This is a genomic window from Sphingobium sp. DEHP117 (genome assembly GCF_030867385.1).
In the GTDB taxonomy this organism is placed as follows: Bacteria; Pseudomonadota; Alphaproteobacteria; order Sphingomonadales; family Sphingomonadaceae; genus Sphingobium.
In genome coordinates this window covers 571,817-588,375 of the sequence record NZ_JAPFBJ010000001.1, presented here as the reverse complement: position 1 = coordinate 588,375, position 16,559 = coordinate 571,817, and the positions used below count along the sequence as shown (strand labels likewise).

Genomic DNA, 16,559 nt, shown 5'->3' with positions numbered 1-16,559 from the left:
TCATCCGGCGGGCTTTTTAATTCTACAAGTGCATGAAATCCCTCGGATAGCTGCGCATATGCGCGCCGCCGTCCACAGCAATAACCTGGCCTGTGACGGCACGGGCACGGGCAAGATATAGCACGGCTTCGGCGATGTCTTCCGGGGCTGGCAAACACCTCAATGGCATGATATCGGCGAGGCGTGCCATCCCGCCCGCATCATAATCCCTGGTGGCAATGGTCAGCCCAGGAGCAACCGCGTTCACCCTGATGTTCCGCCCGGCCAGTTCCCGCGCGGCGATCTGGGTGAAACCCGCAAGCGCCTGTTTGGAGAGGGTGTAGGCCAGCTGGTCGCCATGCGGGTGACTCAGGCGTTGATCGAGAATGTTGACGATGGAGCGCCCCTCCACGCCGCTTGTAGCCTCTGCGAATGCCTGCGTCAGCAGCACCGGCGCGGCGCTGTTCACAGCAAAATGCAGCATCAGCGCCTCGGCCGTGGTGTCTTCCAACCTATCCTGCCCGAAAAGCGCCGCGCTGTTCACCAGAAGGTCGGGCGCGCGGCCGAAATGTTCGGCCACCTCGCGAAAAAGCGCGGTCACGCTTTCCGGATGCGCGAAGTCGGCCACAAATCCTGCCCAATTCACACCGCCATCGGCCAGGCCCTTAGCCAGCCAGTCTTCCAACTCGTAGTAGTGGCTGCCGTGCATGGCGACCTGATAGCCCGCCTTCCCCAGTGCCAGGGCAATATGCGCGCCGAGCCGCCTGTGCCCCCCGGTCACCAGCGCGATGGGCGCGTCGTCCGTCACGCTCACATTCCCATCAGGCGCAACACTTCCTTGCGACTCTTTTCCTCTTCCCGGAAAACGCCCATCATCCGGCTTGTTTTCATGACCACATCCGGGGTGCGTACGCCCCGACCGGTCATGCAACCATGGGTTGCTTCGATCACCACGGCCACACCGCGCGGATGCAGATGTTGCCAGATACAGTCCGCAATCTCTGCGGTCAGCCGCTCCTGGACCTGAAGCCTGCGTGCGAAACCATGCAGCACGCGCGCCAATTTTGAAATGCCCACAACATAATCGCCCGGCAGATAGCCGATGTGCGCCACGCCCGTAATCGGCGCCATATGATGCTCGCAGTGTGACTGGAACGGAATCCCTTTCAGCAGCACGATCTCATCATAGCCGCCAACCTCGTGGAAAATGCGCGAGAGATGATAGGCCGGATCTTCTGAATAGCCCTCGCAATATTCTTTCCAGGCGCGAGCGACGCGGCGGGGCGTGTCGACCAGTCCCTCGCGCTGCGGATCGTCGCCCGACCAGCGGATGAGCGTGCGCACCGCCTCCTCCACTTCAGCGGGAACAAACACCTTCCCCTGCTGAGATCCCTGACCGTTGTTATCGTTGTCCATCCGTCCCCTCCTGATTCCCTCACCATATGGACCCCACGAGCCAAAATACCAGAGTGTTCGACAATTTTTCCGGCGGCTCCGAATATATAAACCGCTATACGCAAAAAAATTTGGTAGGGTGTGAAGTGAACCGACGTTACGGCGCGCTAATACGAAGATGGACGAAGCATTGCAGAGGGAGTGCGAAGGCGCTCACAGCCTCTTGCACTTGGACATAATCCGCGCACATTATCGGGTAAACGGACGACTGACCGCAGCGTACAGGAGAGAGCGATGGAAGCCTATATCTTTGATGCGGTGCGCAGCCCGCGAGGGAAGGGCAAGTCTGACGGCGCGCTCCACGAAATTACCCCGATAGAGCTCGCAACGCAGGTATTGCGCGCCATTCCCGAGCGCACCGGTATCGACACGGTTGACGTGGATGATGTTATCCTGGGCTGCGTCACCCCTGTCGGTGAGCAGGGCGCGGACATCGCGCGTGTGGCGGTGCTCAACGCCGACTATGCCGAATGCGTGCCCGGCGTTCAGATCAACCGGTTTTGCGCCTCCGGTCTCGAAGCAGTCAACATGGCGGCAGCCAAGGTGGCTTCGGGAGAAGCCCAGTTTGCCATCGGCGGCGGGGTGGAAAGCATGAGCCGTATACCGATGGCATCCGACGGCGGGGCATGGGCGACAGATCCAGCGGTGGCCTACAAGACCTATTTCGCGCCACAGGGCATTGGCGCAGACCTGATCGCCACGAAATTCGGATTTTCCCGCACGGATGTCGATGCCTATGCTGTTGAGAGTCAGCGCCGTGCGAAGCTGGCGTGGGAGGATCGCCGCTTTGCCCAATCTATCCTGCCGATCCGCGACGTCATCGGCGAGGTGATCCTGGACCATGACGAACATATGCGACCCGACACGGACATGCAGTCGCTCGCCGGGCTCAAGCCAAGCTTTCAAGGCATCGGCGAACAGATGCCGGGTTTCGACACGATTGCGTATTTGCGCTATCCGGAGATCGAGAAAATCGATCACGTGCATCACGGCGGCAACAGCTCCGGTATCGTCGATGGAGCGGCAGCCGTCCTCATCGGCAGCAAGGCGATGGGCGAAAAATACGGCCTAAAACCGCGCGCACGCATTCGCGCCGCCGCCTCGATCGGCTCAGAGCCGATGATCATGCTGACCGGGCCGGAGAGCATCGCCCAAAAGCTGTTGGAACGCTCAGGCATGACCACGGCCGACATCGATCTGTGGGAACTCAACGAGGCGTTCGCCAGCGTGGTCCTGCGCTATATGCAGGCGCTGAACCTCGATCACGCGCAGGTCAACGTCAACGGCGGCGCGATCGCCATGGGCCATCCGCTCGGCGCGACAGGCGCGATGGTGCTCGGCACCGCGCTCGACGAGTTGGAACGAACCGGCAAGGGCACCGCACTCGTGAACCTGTGCGTAGGCGCTGGCATGGGCACCGGCACCATCATCGAGCGCGTTTGAGAACGGAAGGAGCGAGCACATGACCCAGACCATCCGTATTGACGTCGACGCAGACGGCATCGCCACCCTGCTAATCGATTGCCCTGGCCAGAGCATGAATGTGATCGGCGCGCAGTTCATCGCCGATCTGGAGGCCGCCGTTGACCGGCTTTCCACCGACGAGGCCGTCAAGGGCGCGGTCATCGCATCGGGAAAAGACAGCGGTTTCATGGCCGGAATGGACCTTAAGGCGATGGAGGACATGCTGCTTCCGCCGCCGGGCCAGACGCTCGACATGGCTACCCTTTTCACCCGTGTATTCGAGCTGAACAGGGTGCTCCGTCGCCTCGAAACCTGCGGCAAGCCTGTTGCGTGTGCTATCGAGGGCACTTGTGTCGGCGGCGGGTTCGAGCTGGCGCTCGCTTGCCACCGCCGTGTCGTCGGCGACAATCCCAAGACCCAGCTCGGCCTCCCCGAAATTCTGGTGGGCCTGTTCCCCGGCGGCGGCGGGAGCCAGCGCTTTCCGCGCATCACCGGCGCACAGACGGCATTAATGTATATGCTGCAGGGCAAGCTGTTCACACCGGCAGAGGGCGCAGCGCTGAAGCTGATCGATGAGCTGGTGCCCGCTGGAACGACGCTCGATGCCGCCAAGGCCTGGGTGAAGGCCAATCCGAGCGCGTCTGCGCAACCATGGGACGTCAAAGGTTATAAGGTGCCCGGCGGCGCGGGATCGATGAACCCCAATTTCGCGCAAACCTTCATGGGCGCGATCCCGATGATGCAGAAAGAGGCACAGCGCAACATGAATGCGCCGGTTGCCCTGCTCTCCGCCGTCTACGAGGGGCTTCAGCTGCCAATGGACCGCGCCTTGCGGATCGAGAGCAAGTATTTCGCCAAGGTGATCGCGCAGCCGCAATCGCGCAACATGGTGCGGACGCTGTTCGTCAACAAGCAGGCGGCAGAGCGCGGGGCGCGTCGACCGGCAGGCATACCCCCTGCCCCCACTGGAAAGCTCGCGATGTTAGGTGCGGGCATGATGGGCGCGGGCATAGCCACAGTGTCCGCACAGGCAGGCATGCAGGTGATGCTGCTGGATCGCGACATGGCGTCGGCCGAAAAAGGCAAGGCTCATGTCGAGGCCGAACTGCAAAAGCGCGTTTCGCGCGGCAAGATGAGCGCGGACAAGATGGCCGAGGTGCTGGGCCGCGTTACCCCCGTCACAGATGCGGCATCGCTTGCGGGTTGCGACTTCGTGATCGAGGCGGTGTTCGAGGATCCGGCGATCAAAGCGGAGATCACCCAGCGCGTCGAGGCTGTGCTGGGGCCGGACACCATCTTCGGCTCCAACACTTCTACCCTGCCCATCACCGGGCTGGCGCAAGCCTGGAGCAAGCCGGAAAACTTCATCGGCATCCACTTCTTTTCTCCGGTTGAGAAGATGCCATTAGTAGAGATCATATTGGGCAAAAAGACTGGCCAGCAGGCTATCGCCAAAGCGCTGGACTATGTGCGCCAGATCAGGAAGACCCCGATCGTCGTCAACGACAGCCGCGGGTTTTACACGTCGCGCTGCTTTTCAACCTATGTCAGCGAGGGTGTGCAGATGCTCGCCGAGGGCATAAATCCCGCGCTTATCGAGAATGTCGGACGGCAGCTCGGCATGCCGGTCGGCCCGCTCGCGGTGGGAGACGAGGTGTCGATCGAACTGGGCTACAAGATCATGTCCGCCACGCGAAAGGCGCTGGGTGATGCCTATCAGCCCAGCAAGGCCGACGACGTGATCGAAACAATGGTGGTGACGCTAGGGAGGCTGGGGCGCAAGAACAGCAAAGGCTATTATGAATATCCCGCTGAGGGCGGGCCAAAGTTCCTGTGGCCCGGCCTTGCTGAGCATTTCCCACGTGCCGCTCGTCAACCGGTTGCGGCGGAAGTGCGCGAACGCCTGCTCTTCCGCCAGCTCATAGAGTGCGCGCGCTGTTTCGAGGAAGGTGTATTGATGGCTCCAGAAGATGGCGACATCGGCGCCATTTTTGGTTGGGGCTTCGCGCCGTGGACCGGCGGGCCATTCAGTCATATGGACACCCTGGGCATAGCCCAGGTGGTGGAGACGCTCGATCGGCTTGCGGCGGAGCAAGGTGACCGCTTCGCCCCCACCGCCCAGTTGCGCGACATGGCGAAAAGCGGCGCAACTTTCCATGGCGGCACAAAAAAGGCGGCGGCTTAACCGGCATTTCGTTTTTCTGCGGCATTGCATTGCATCTGCTGCCCCCGACCCGCTAATCGGGGCGTCCGAATGCGATGGAGAAATGAGTGATGTCGACCAAGCCAACTGTGCTCGTTACCGGAGGTGCCGGCTATATCGGCAGCCACGCGGTACTGGCCTTGCGCGATTCCGGATGGCCGGTCGTGGTGGTGGACAATCTTTCGACCGGCTTTCGCTTTGCCCTTCCCGGCGACGTTCCTCTCGTTGAGGCGAACATCGGTGACCAGGCAGCAGTTGAGGCCGCGATGCGCGAGCACGGCGTCAAGGCGGTGATGCATTTCGCGGGTTCGATTGTTGTCCCAGAATCCGTCGATAATCCATTGAAATATTATCATAACAATACGGTCAACAGTCGCGCTCTGATCGAAAGCGCGGTGCGCTGCGGCGTGCCACATTTCATCTTCTCTTCGACTGCGGCGACCTATGGCATGCCCGAGGTCAGCCCGATCTCGGAGAGCTGCCCGCAGCGCCCGATCAACCCATATGGCATGTCGAAGCTGATGACGGAGTATATGCTGGCCGACATCTCGGCGGCGCACCCGATAAACTATTGTGCGCTCCGCTATTTCAACGTCGCGGGCGCGGATCCGCAGGCGCGCTCGGGTCAATCGACAGCCGGAGCCACCCATCTCATCAAGGTGGCAGTCGAGGCGGCACTGGGCAAACGCGGGCATGTGGGTGTGTTTGGTACGGATTTCGACACGCCCGACGGTACCGGCGTACGCGATTATATCCACGTATCTGACCTTGCCGCCGCGCATGTCCTGGCGCTCGAAGCCCTGATCGCCGAACCCTCTCGCAACTATCTGCTGAACTGCGGCTATGGGCGGGGATTTTCGGTGCTCGAAGTGCTCGATGCGGTGGATCGCGTAACCAATCTCAAGATCGAACGCCATATAGAGGGGCGCCGGGCCGGCGACCCGGCATCGCTGGTATCAGACAATCGCGCGATCCTGGCGACCTTTCCCTGGAACCCGCGCTTTGCCGACCTTGACACCATCATCGGTCATGCTCTTGCTTGGGAGCGTAAATTGACGGAAATCCGCGGGGAATAGCGACGCGTGGCCTGCCTAAAAAACAGGCAGGCATCGCCAGCCCTGCCTGAATTGACGGCATTATAGACATTTCCAGCCGCATCGCTGAAAGTCGCTGGCGAGTCGCGTTCCGCGCGACCTTTGTGCTGCGCACCGGCGTCGGCAGAGGGGGCGTGAACGCGGCACGTAATTAGTGCCCGTGAGGGATTTGAGGGGTGAAAACCACATGAAAAAGGTTGAGGCGATCATCAAGCCGTTCAAGCTGGATGAGGTCAAGGAGGCACTGCACGAAGTCGGGGTTTCCGGCATTACCGTGACCGAGGCCAAGGGCTTTGGCCGTCAGAAGGGACATACGGAGCTATATCGCGGGGCCGAATATGTGGTCGATTTTCTCCCCAAGGTGAAACTCGAGGTTGTCGTAGAAGACGAGTTGGCGAGCCGAGTTGTGGAAGCGATCGCGGCCGCTGCCCAGACGGGCCGCATTGGCGACGGCAAGATCTTCGTATCGGCGATCGAATCCGCGCTGCGCATCCGCACCGGGGAACGCGATAACGACGCGATCTGAACGCTACCACTCATTTCCGCTGCGATGAGCCGGGCGGAAAACTCATGATTTGAACTGCCGATCCGGGAAGGGACCCGGTCGAAACTGTAGAAAGGGTATGCAGAAATGGCGAATTCGCCCAAAGACATCCTGAAAATGATCGAAGAGAAGGAGATCGAGTGGGTCGATCTGCGCTTCACCGATCCCAAGGGCAAATGGCAGCACCTCACCATGTGCGCAGGCGTGATGGGAGAGGATGAGCTGTCCGAAGGCCTGATGTTCGACGGCAGCTCGATCGAGGGCTGGAAGGCGATCAATGAGTCCGACATGATCCTGAAGCCCGATCTGGACGCGGTCTACATAGATCCGTTCAGCGCAACGCCGATGATGATCCTGTTCTGCGACATCGTCGAGCCTTCGAACGGCGAACTCTATGCCCGCGACCCGCGCAGCACTGCCAAGCGCGCCGAGGCGTTTCTGAAGACCACGGGCATCGGCGATACCGTCTATGTCGGCCCAGAAGCCGAGTTCTTCATGTTCGACGACGTCCGCTTTTCCACCGGCTATGATGGCAGCTTCTTCAAGATTGACGACATCGAGCTGCCCACCAACACCGGCCGCGAATATGAGGGCGGCAACCTCGGCCATCGTCCGCGTGCCAAGGGTGGCTATTTCCCGGTCGCTCCGGTCGACAGCTGCATGGACATCCGCGGCGAGATGGTCTCGACCATGCTGGAGATGGGCCTTCCTTGCGACAAGCACCACCACGAGGTTGCCGCTGCGCAGCACGAGCTGGGGATGACCTTCGGCACGCTGGTCACGACCGCCGACCGCATGCAGATCTATAAGTATGTCGTGCATCAGGTCGCGCAGGCCTATGGCAAGACCGCGACCTTCATGCCCAAGCCGATCAAGCTCGACAACGGCTCCGGCATGCACACGCATATGTCGATCTGGGACGGCAAGAATCCGCTTTTCGCGGGCGACGGCTATGCCGGTTTGTCTGACATGTGCCTATACTTCATCGGCGGCGTCATCAAGCACGCCAAGGCATTGAACGCCTTCACCAACCCGACCACCAACAGCTACAAGCGCCTGGTGCCGGGCTATGAGGCGCCGGTGCTGCTGGCTTATTCCAGCCGCAACCGTTCGGCCTCCTGCCGTATCCCCTATGGCAGCGGCTCCAAGGCGAAGCGCGTGGAATTCCGCTTCCCCGATGCGCTTGCAAACCCCTATCTCTGCTATGCATCGCTGCTGATGGCGGGTCTGGACGGCATTCAGAACAAGATCCACCCGGGCGACCCGATGGACAAGAACCTGTATGACCTGCCGCCCGAAGAACTTTCGCTCGTTCCCACCGTCTGCGGCTCGCTTCGCGAGGCACTGGACAGCCTGGAAGCCGATATGGACTTCCTGCTGAAGGGCGACGTGTTCACCAAGGATCAGATCGAGGCTTATATCGAGCTGAAGCGGGAGGACGTGGCTGTCTGGGAAATGACGCCCAGCCCGGTCGAGTTCGACATGTACTATAGCTCCTGATCCTACCGGATTTATGCAAAAAAGAAGGCCCGGTGGCAGCGATGCCGCCGGGCCTTTCAGTGGGGTAGGTAAAAATCAGGCGGCGCGCAAAACTGCAGGCCGAGATACGGAGTTCGCGCGTCCGGCATTGGAATGTCCGACGTCAAACCTGTTCACCAGATCGCGCAGCCTGTCCGACTCATTCTTCAAAATGCGAGCCGCCGCGTTGCATTCTTCGCCCATGGCGGCATTCTGCTGCGTCATGCGGTCAATGCTGCCGATCGTCGCGTTGATCTGCTGCACACCTTCCGCCTGATCGCTGGCAGATTCAGCAATCATTTCAATAAGCCCGGAGACATTGCCAACTCGATCCATGATCTGCTGCAAGGCCTCTCCCGACGCGCGCACAAGGGCGACGCCGCCATCGATATGCGCATTACTGTCTTGGATAAGGGCCTTGATGTCCCGCGCGGCGTCTGAGCAGCGCTGGGCAAGCGCACGAACTTCGTTCGCCACAACGGCAAACCCCTTCCCCGCATCTCCCGCGCGGGCCGCCTCAACACCCGCGTTAAGCGCGAGCAGATTGGTCTGAAATGCAATGCCATCGATGACGTTGGTGATCTGCGCGATCGCATGGGCGCTTTCCTCGATCCCCGTCATCGCTTCGATGGCGCGCTTCACGGTATCGCCATTTTCGTCGGCCCGCTTTTGTACGTCGGTCACGGTGCTGTGTGCTGTGTTCGAAGCAGACGCCGCTTCCGCAACCCGGCCGGTCAACTGCTGCATGGCAGCGGCGGTCTCCTGGAGGTTGGCGGCCTGATGCTCTGTTCGCTGGGACAAATCCTGGGTGGCGGTGTCGATCTCCGACGCGCTGGAGTTCAGCATATGCACCGAAGCAGTCACCTCCTCGATCGCCTGCCGCATCGAATCTACGGCTTTGTTGTAGTCGTCACGCAAGCTCGCATACTCTGCCGGAAACGACACGTTGATGCGGTGATGAAGCACGCCGCTGCGCAGTTTTTCCATGGCCACGCCCAGGGCATCGACAATCATCCCTTGCGTTTCTGCTCTCTCATGAGCCTCTCGCGCCGCCTTTTCCGCCACGGAGGCGACGATGCCCTCCAGCGCACGAGCCGCGTGACCAATTTCATCCTGGCGCTCTGCATCGCGGCCGATGTCAACTATCTCACCTTCTGACATCGCACGCATCTGGCGCCCGAGCCGCCGTATTGGCGAGACCACGCGGCCCTGGATAAATCCGGAGAACAGGAGAAGCAGGGTGACGATCGCCGCCGCCAGCGCGAACAATATCGTCAGCGTCGTGGCGAGCTGGTTGTCGGCCTGATTTTTGAGTTTTCGCTGATAATCCAACGCCATCTGGACAGTTTGATCGACCTTGCCACGATGTATCTCATATGCGGCGGCAAGATCGGCAAATGCCATATCGATGCGCTGACGGTCTCCCGTCTGCATGGCCGGCAAAAACTCGGCGTCAAGCACGGACCAGAATTTCATCGCGGGTTCGTGCGTGTCCTGGGTGACAAGCTTCTGCAGCGTAGGATCGAAATGTGTCTCGAGCCAATAGCGGTGGCGCGCGTCATATTCGGCCCTAAGCTTCTGTAGCCGCTGCGCCCGCAATGAATAGCTGGAGGGATCCCGCGCAAGCAGCGACGCCTCGAGATAGGGTTCGATGACATATTCTGGGGGCGGCAAAATGTCGGCTATCAGATCGGACGCATGTTGCGTATTCTTCTGGATAGGTCCGCCCATGCGGATTTCATCTATTCGAACACCGCCGACACCGATTATTGCCAGCATCAATACAAAGAAAATCGCGGTGGCGTATGAAACAAGGGCTCTTATGGTCATGTGCTTCCTCTCTAGCGCACCCCATACTCAGCTCTGATTTTTATTTGTTGGGGCAATAATGCATGCCCAAGGTTAACAACCTAATAATCTTTTGAAATTCTTGCCGTAATACTTTGCCGACCGAGTGTAGAAACGCTAGAAAGCAAAGAAAGCCACCGTGTAACCTGGTATTCGAGCCGCGTGGCCGAGTATCCTTGACCATCGCTGATAAGCTCAACATAGATACGGCGGGTGATATATTTTCCTGCGCCGATTGCCGTTCCCTGGCCTGTTGTCTGATCGGCGGGAAGGATTCGCAGCCGATCGAGGCCCGCTGCCTTGCGCACGGCGTTAATGGGGTCGAGGCCGCCTTTGCCACCTCTCAACGATGTGACGGCGGCCGCTAGCTGCAACGCCTCGGGTGCCGACAACTGGGTAACGCCTGATCCGAAAAGCAAACGGGACAGAACTTCGTCCTGCGGCATGGCAGGCACGCTGGTGAACGAGATGATCGGCGCCGCACTACTGCCTGTGATGTGGATGGTGGCATTGAGGCCACTCAGCACCGCCTCGGCCGTGATATCAAGCTCGGGGTTCGCGGGCACGCTCCCGTCAAAGCGCAGGGTGCCGGAGGTAAGGTCAAAACGCCGCCCGGCGAAATCATAGGTGCCGCGGATCATCTCCGCTCTGCCTAGCAAACGCGGGTTGGTCACATTGCCTTCGATGGCGAGATTCATGCGCCATTCGCTCGCAAGCCCCATACCATTTACCATCAGACGATTGCGCGCACGCGCGTCTATATCAAGAGTCCACGCCGCGCCGCGATCAACCGGCGTGAAGTCGCCCTGGCGTCCGTTGCGCTCAATGACCTGAAGTTGTGGAATCTGCGCCACCGCCGCCGCTCGCCCAAGCGTGAAACTGCTGCGCACTACGTCGAACTCGCCGCTGATCGTTCCGCCGACACCGTTGGACTTGATGGCAATAGGGCCGCTCACAGTAGCGCCGATATCGTCGCGATTCAGCAGCTCGGCGTTCTCGGCGTTCAGCGCCATATCGATGCCGACTCCCTGCCCCAGCGAGAAGTCAAAACTGCCGCGGCCGCTCACCCGCCCACCATTGGATGCCACGCCGTCCATTTGCGAGAACACCAGCCGCGAGCCGTCAAACTGCGCGCGCGCGTTGAGCTTGGAAAGGCGCATGCCGGTGACAGGGCTTTCCAACCCTGCGTCGCGTGTCAGAAGCGCGCCGACGATGACCGGGTTCGCGCCAGTGCCGCTAACGTCCGCCCGCAGCGCGATGTTGCCGGTTATGTCGACAATCTCGATCCGGCTCATGCGCCAAACGGCTTCAGCCGGTCCGACATAACGCAGTTGCGCCTTCACTGGAGCTGCGCGCAGCCTCTCCATAAGGCCGCCCTGCCCCGCCAGCGGGGTCATCAGGGCCTGCCCCCGCCCGATGGTGGTTCCCTTTTGCGCGATGACGGCGCGCAGGGCCAGCCGCGTCGTGCTGAGGTCGGCATTGATGCCGAGGTCCACCGGAGGCGAAGTGCGTGTAAGGCCGGAGCGACTGAGGCCCCGCACCGTCACGCGCGCGCTGCCGCTGGGCAAGCCTCCGCGCGGCTGGGCATAGCTGAGCGTTCCACTGGCAAGGCCAGCCAGTCCCATGTCACTATTAGACAGATCCAGCAGCGAGAGGGGCATGCGACGGAGGCCCAGATCCAGGCGAGTTTCCTCGCCAAAATGGGCGTTCCTGATCTGCGCTGCGCCGCCATCATAGCGCAATGTTACCGGATCGAGCGCCCAGCCACCCTCCACCCGGCGCAGCAGCGCGCGCCGGTCCAGCGAGACCGCGCGCCCGTCCAGCGTGCCGGAAAGCACCATTGCAATCTCGTCCCGCGCGACATCTGCCTCAAGCCTGAGGTTGAATTGCCTGCCGCGTTGGCCCAAAATGTTCGCCCGCACCTTGCCCAAGCCATCGACCATGTGCGCATCCATGGCGAAGCGATTGATGCGAAACCCTCCCACCTGCGCCCCGCTGCCCGAAAGCGTGGCGTCGAGATTGGCGCCGCCGGGATCAAGACTCAACTCGGCCTTCAGCCTGCCGCGGTACAGGTCCACAGGAACCGCGCCATCGAAACGGGCACTGTCGATCCGCAGCGAGGCAGATACCTTCTGAACCCCGCCCGTGACAGCGAGGTCGACCGCGCCATGCACCGGTCCGGCAAACAACAGGCGCCCGGAAAGACCGCCCGGCACAATCAGCAAGCGGCCTGACCCTTCCGACCCGCTGACGCGCAGGCTGCCCACCCGGATCGCGCTTTGCTGCCCGCCGGGTGGCAGCTCAATCGCGCCGGTGCTGTCGAAATCGCCCAGTGCCGACCGGCCTTGGGCATTGTATGTATAGCCAGCCGTGTCCGGGTCCAGCGTCAGCCGGACGTCGGCAAGCCCCCCCGCCCCGCTCATCGGTCGGGCAAGCAAGGCCTCGACGGCCGGGCGCTCCAGCCTTCCACTGAGGGTGAGGCGCACCGGGCCGTATCGGGCATGCGTCCCGCTTCCGTTCAGGCGCACGCTGCCGTCGGGGTTGCGCACGCCCGAGCCATGCAGTTCCAGCAGCGGGGCGCGCAGCACGAGGCGGTTCAGGAACAGCCGACCATCCCTTCCCAGCGCAACATCGGCCTGCGCCCTGGGCAGCCCACCACCGAGGGTACGGAGAAAGGCGTTGTCCAGTCGCCGTACAGCCGCAGCAACCTTGCCCGAAAGCGCGAACGAACCCTGCGGGCCGGGCGTCGCGCGCAGCCGGGATTGCAGATCGACAAGGCCAAGACCGCGGATCTCCACGCCGCGCACATTTCCGGTAAGCGCCAGATCGTATCGGCCGGACCGAAGATCGAACAGCGCCACCAGTTCGCCGTTCAGCCTGTCAGAACGAAGCTTCAGCGGCGCAGAGGTGATGACGTTACCACTCTTCTGCAACATCCCTCGAACGCTGATGCGGCGCAGGACCGAGGCGATGATGTCGCCTTGCCCGTCTATGCGCTGGGCCGATAGATCGAGCGGCACGAAAGTGGGTTTGCCTCCCGCACCAACGCGACCATCGCCACTGGCGCGCACGCCGTGCAGCACCGTCTTGCCGAAGCGGAGCTGATCGGCCTTCAGCAGATAATCGAAGCGCGCGCCATCGAACGGACCATTGAGCCGCAGGCGGGCGACCAAGGCGCGGGCGTCGAAGTTGCGGAGCAGCGCGCTCGGTTTGCGCAGGCCGACATCGACGAGCAGATTGTCATACCCCCAGCCGTTGAGGTGGACGCCACCCTTCAGGCTGAGCGCCAGCGCATCGGACTGGGCCGAGAGCGTGCCGGAGAGCAGCTTGTCCGCATAGCGGCCGTCTGCGCGAAGCTGCATCTGCGGCGAGGACAGACGGGCGAGGAGGCCGCGTGTGGCGATCGCCCCGCCGGATATTGCCCCCTCGACGCGGAACGCCCCCTTGCGCAGATGAATATCGAGGCCGGCGGCGGACTGGCGGTTGAGCGTGGCGACGAGGCGCCCGTCCCACGCCGCCCAATCGCCCTTCCCCTCCAGCCGCAGGTTGGCGTCTTGCTTGAGTCCGGCGAGCGTAGCGAGGAGGCCGCGGGCGGGGGCGTCCACGGCTATTTCCACGTTGAAACGGTTTTCGTCTGGGCGGCTGTCGAGCGCGAGGACGAGGCTGTCGCGCCCGGTGAGGGAGGCGAGGCGCAGATCCAACAGCGCGTGGCCGTCACGGATGTCGGCGTCTCCAACGAAGCTCAGCACATCGGCATGGCCGGTGACACCCCGGCTCATTTCCAGCCGATCCACGGCTAACCTCATGATTCTTATGTCAAAATCCGGCAATATCTTGCCCGGCTTGCCCGGCCGCAGCTTTGGCAGGCGATAGAGCCGGGCACGCGGGATATGCAGCGTGTCGATCTCAAGCCGGTTGGAGAGCCAGCCGAGCGGCCACCAATCCAGCCGCACCGATGGCGCCTCAAGAAAAAGCCCCCGCGCATCCGACACGCGCACATCGTGCAGCACTGCGTTTTTATAGAGGCTGCCCTCTATCCGCCCCACGGATATGCGCAGGCCCGATTGCGGCGCCCATGACGCGATCTGGCGCGCGGCGAAGCGATGCCCCGGCGCGCTGTCTAGCCACGCCAGCGTCCCGCCGAGCGCGAGCAACAGCACCAGCAGCGCGAGGGTGACAGCCCGGCGCGAGACGCGAAGCGCGCGCCGCAGGCTCGCCCCACGCGCCGCGCCCGGCGTTGCAGCGCTTTGCGGTTCCGCTTCCTCCGCCGCCATCAGAACGCCTGGCCCAGCGACACGGCAACGGCAATGCGGCCGTCACCACGTTGCCGGTTGAGCGGCGTGCCGACATCGATGCGGATCGGCCCAAAGTTGGAATAATAGCGCAACCCCACGCCCGCGCCGTAGCGCACCTGCGACAGTTTCGGCAAAAATCCGGTCGATATATTGCCGGCGTCGACAAACGGAACGACGCCGAAGGTGCCGAACCGCACGCGAGCCTCCAGCGAAAATTCGGCAAGGCTCTTGCCGCCGACCGGATCGTTGTTGCTGTCACGCGGGCCGATCGCCTGATAGGCATATCCGCGCACCGAAGCCCCGCCGCCGGCGTAGAAGCGCCGCGAGGGCGCAATGCGATCCGCCGTCACGCCGCCCAGGATCGACCCAAGCCGAACCCGCGACGCCACCACCACAGACTGCCCCACCGGGAGATAAATGCTGCCGTCAACCTGAGCGCGCGCGTAGCTGAAAGAGCCGTTCTGATTGACCAGCTCCGGGCTGAGACGGCCGCCCAGGCGGAAGCCGCGATGCGGATCAAGCAGATCGTCGCTCGCGTCATAGGTGAGCGAAAGCGGCAGGGCGGCAGTGTAGTAATTGCGCGTCGTTTGCGCTGTCGACCCGGCAAAGACGGCTTTTTCCTGCGAAAAGCTGAGCTCAGTGCCGACGCTCCATACCCATTTCTTTTGGTAGAGGATGTTGGTCTGCCTCTCCAGCCCGGCGGTGAATGCAAAGGTGCGGGCCTCGAACGCGTCAAGGTCCTGATGCCGTGCGTTGAGCCCGGTCGACAGCACATGATCACGCTTGGGGAAATTGTTGCGCCGGAAAGTGAGGCCTGCCGCCTGCTCCTTGGTGCCCAGCAGGCCACTGGCGGTGATCGCGCCTTCTGGCGGGAAGAAATTGCGATGCTGCCAGCTTCCCTGCAAACGGAAGCCTTCGCCGGTGCCATAGCCGATTTCGCCGGTGATACTGCGCATCGGACCGGGGGTAGCCGAGACAGCGACGTTGACGTGCTCCCCGTCGCCTGCATCTACCGGCTTGACTGTCACGCTTGAGGCAAGACTGGTCGCAATGATCGCGCGGCGCAAATCCTCTACATCAGAGGCGTTATAAACGTCTCCGGGATCGAAGCGGGCCATGCGCTCCAAATGACGCGCCGAAAACAGCCGCCGGGGCAGCGTATCCACCACGATTGCGCCGAATTTTCGATAGCCGCCCGCCCGCACGACCATCTCCAGATCACCCTTGCGGGTCTCATGATCGATGGTGACGACAGGTTCCTCCACCTGCGCAAAGGGAAAACCGTTTTCGCCCAACGCGATAGCCAGCGCATCGCGCCCGGCGAAGATCGCATCTGCATCGACCGGTTGCCCGACCGTGACCGGAAACGCGCTGCGCAGTAAGGGGACGCGCTCCGCCGCGACAAAAAGGCCCGGAAGCGCCACGCGCGACAGGGCATAGCGCTCACCGGGGCGGACATCGAAGATCACGCGAAGCCGCTTGTTGGCGCTGCCCGCCTCCGGCGCGCGCACGGCGGGACGCACGATCGCGTCATAATAACCCCGTGCCCGCAACAGGCGATCCAGCAGCTCTGCATCCAGCCGCATCCGCCGATTGATCTGCGCAAGGTTGGTCGCTTTGCCACGCTGTTCCTGCAGGACCGATAGCCCGCTGAAGCGCGAGCGGAACAACGGATCGGCCACGCCATTCAATCCGGTAAGCACGATGCTGTAGCGATATTGGGAACCGTCATCAGCGATGGCATCGGAGTCGGTATCGGACGAGGCGGGCGCGATATCCTCGTCGCGCCCGGCGATGTCCTCCATGAGCAGCGGCGGGGTGGCCGCGACATCTGCTGGTGGCGGTGCGCCAGCACCGGAATCCGACGGAGCCTCGGGCGGGAGCGTCGCGACCTCTTCGGGAATATTGTCGTTGAGATCTGGCCATTCCACGCCGACATCAAGCGTGTCGTCGAGATCGAGTGTGAAGCCCCCGTCATCCATAGCAGGCGCGGCGGGTGCAGCGACGGGCGGTGAACCGGCCTGGGCCATGACGGCACAGGGCGTCAAAGCTAGGACACTGGGTAGCGCCCACAACGACTTATATCGCCATTCCGCCCAATTTGCCGTCACGTTTGCACAACCTTTGGCCGCACCTTGCGTTCCCGAAATTCAATGGGC

Annotated in this window: 10 protein-coding genes; 5 read left to right on the top strand and 5 right to left on the bottom strand. The window is 62.1% G+C overall.

Annotation, left to right across the window (positions count from 1 at the left end):
- Positions 1-22: 22 nt before the first annotated feature.
- Together OOT33_RS02875 and folE are read right to left on the bottom strand one after the other, a co-directional pair.
- Positions 23-787, bottom strand: coding sequence for an SDR family oxidoreductase (locus tag OOT33_RS02875; protein ID WP_307748481.1), 765 nt, complete (start codon positions 785-787; stop codon positions 23-25).
- 2 nt (positions 788-789) lie between these two features.
- Complete coding sequence (gene folE, locus OOT33_RS02870) at positions 790-1,395, bottom strand: GTP cyclohydrolase I FolE (RefSeq protein WP_307748480.1); 606 nt, start codon at positions 1,393-1,395, stop codon at positions 790-792.
- Between the two features lie 273 nt (positions 1,396-1,668).
- On the opposite strand from folE, the gene OOT33_RS02865 reads away from it, so the two are divergent.
- From OOT33_RS02865 to glnA, 5 genes are all read left to right on the top strand, one after another.
- Positions 1,669-2,877 (top strand): acetyl-CoA C-acetyltransferase, encoded by a 1,209-nt coding sequence (locus OOT33_RS02865; protein ID WP_307748479.1) that lies wholly within the window; start codon positions 1,669-1,671, stop codon positions 2,875-2,877.
- Positions 2,878-2,896: 19 nt separating this feature from the next.
- Positions 2,897-5,083 (top strand): 3-hydroxyacyl-CoA dehydrogenase NAD-binding domain-containing protein, encoded by a 2,187-nt coding sequence (locus OOT33_RS02860; RefSeq protein WP_307748478.1) that lies wholly within the window; start codon positions 2,897-2,899, stop codon positions 5,081-5,083.
- 89 nt (positions 5,084-5,172) lie between these two features.
- The gene (gene galE / locus OOT33_RS02855; RefSeq protein ID WP_307748477.1) at positions 5,173-6,177 is read left to right on the top strand and encodes a UDP-glucose 4-epimerase GalE; all 1,005 of its coding nucleotides are present in this window, start codon (positions 5,173-5,175) and stop codon (positions 6,175-6,177) included.
- 205 nt (positions 6,178-6,382) lie between these two features.
- On the top strand, positions 6,383-6,721 hold the full coding sequence (locus tag OOT33_RS02850; RefSeq protein WP_307748476.1) for a P-II family nitrogen regulator: 339 nt from the start codon (positions 6,383-6,385) through the stop codon (positions 6,719-6,721).
- 105 nt (positions 6,722-6,826) lie between these two features.
- Positions 6,827-8,239 carry a type I glutamate--ammonia ligase gene (glnA, locus tag OOT33_RS02845; RefSeq protein ID WP_307748474.1) on the top strand — a complete coding sequence of 471 codons (1,413 nt, stop codon included), beginning with the start codon at positions 6,827-6,829 and terminating at the stop codon, positions 8,237-8,239.
- A gap of 75 nt (positions 8,240-8,314) precedes the next feature.
- Here the strand turns inward: glnA and OOT33_RS02840 are convergent, their stop codons facing one another.
- The 3 genes from OOT33_RS02840 to OOT33_RS02830 all read right to left on the bottom strand — a co-directional run bounded on the left by OOT33_RS02840 (position 8,315) and on the right by OOT33_RS02830 (position 16,430).
- Positions 8,315-9,718, bottom strand: coding sequence for a methyl-accepting chemotaxis protein (locus OOT33_RS02840; protein WP_307748473.1), 1,404 nt, complete (start codon positions 9,716-9,718; stop codon positions 8,315-8,317).
- Between the two features lie 449 nt (positions 9,719-10,167).
- On the bottom strand, positions 10,168-14,379 hold the full coding sequence (locus tag OOT33_RS02835; RefSeq protein WP_307748472.1) for a translocation/assembly module TamB domain-containing protein: 4,212 nt from the start codon (positions 14,377-14,379) through the stop codon (positions 10,168-10,170).
- Positions 14,379-16,430, bottom strand: coding sequence for a BamA/TamA family outer membrane protein (locus OOT33_RS02830; RefSeq protein ID WP_307748471.1), 2,052 nt, complete (start codon positions 16,428-16,430; stop codon positions 14,379-14,381). The genes OOT33_RS02835 and OOT33_RS02830 overlap by 1 nt, the downstream gene beginning before the upstream one ends.
- Between the last annotated feature and the right edge of the window lie 129 nt (positions 16,431-16,559).

What these genes read in the sequence shown, in the direction of transcription:
- OOT33_RS02860 (WP_307748478.1), top strand. Translation starts at nt 2,897, where the DNA reads ATGACCCAGACCATCCGTATTGACGTCGACGCAGACGGCATCGCCACC.
- glnA (WP_307748474.1), top strand. Translation starts at nt 6,827, where the DNA reads ATGGCGAATTCGCCCAAAGACATCCTGAAAATGATCGAAGAGAAGGAG.
- OOT33_RS02850 (WP_307748476.1), top strand. Translation starts at nt 6,383, where the DNA reads ATGAAAAAGGTTGAGGCGATCATCAAGCCGTTCAAGCTGGATGAGGTC.
- galE (WP_307748477.1), top strand. Translation starts at nt 5,173, where the DNA reads ATGTCGACCAAGCCAACTGTGCTCGTTACCGGAGGTGCCGGCTATATC.
- OOT33_RS02835 (WP_307748472.1), bottom strand. Translation starts at nt 14,379, where the DNA reads ATGGCGGCGGAGGAAGCGGAACCGCAAAGCGCTGCAACGCCGGGCGCG.
- OOT33_RS02865 (WP_307748479.1), top strand. Translation starts at nt 1,669, where the DNA reads ATGGAAGCCTATATCTTTGATGCGGTGCGCAGCCCGCGAGGGAAGGGC.
- folE (WP_307748480.1), bottom strand. Translation starts at nt 1,395, where the DNA reads ATGGACAACGATAACAACGGTCAGGGATCTCAGCAGGGGAAGGTGTTT.
- OOT33_RS02830 (WP_307748471.1), bottom strand. Translation starts at nt 16,430, where the DNA reads ATGGCCCAGGCCGGTTCACCGCCCGTCGCTGCACCCGCCGCGCCTGCT.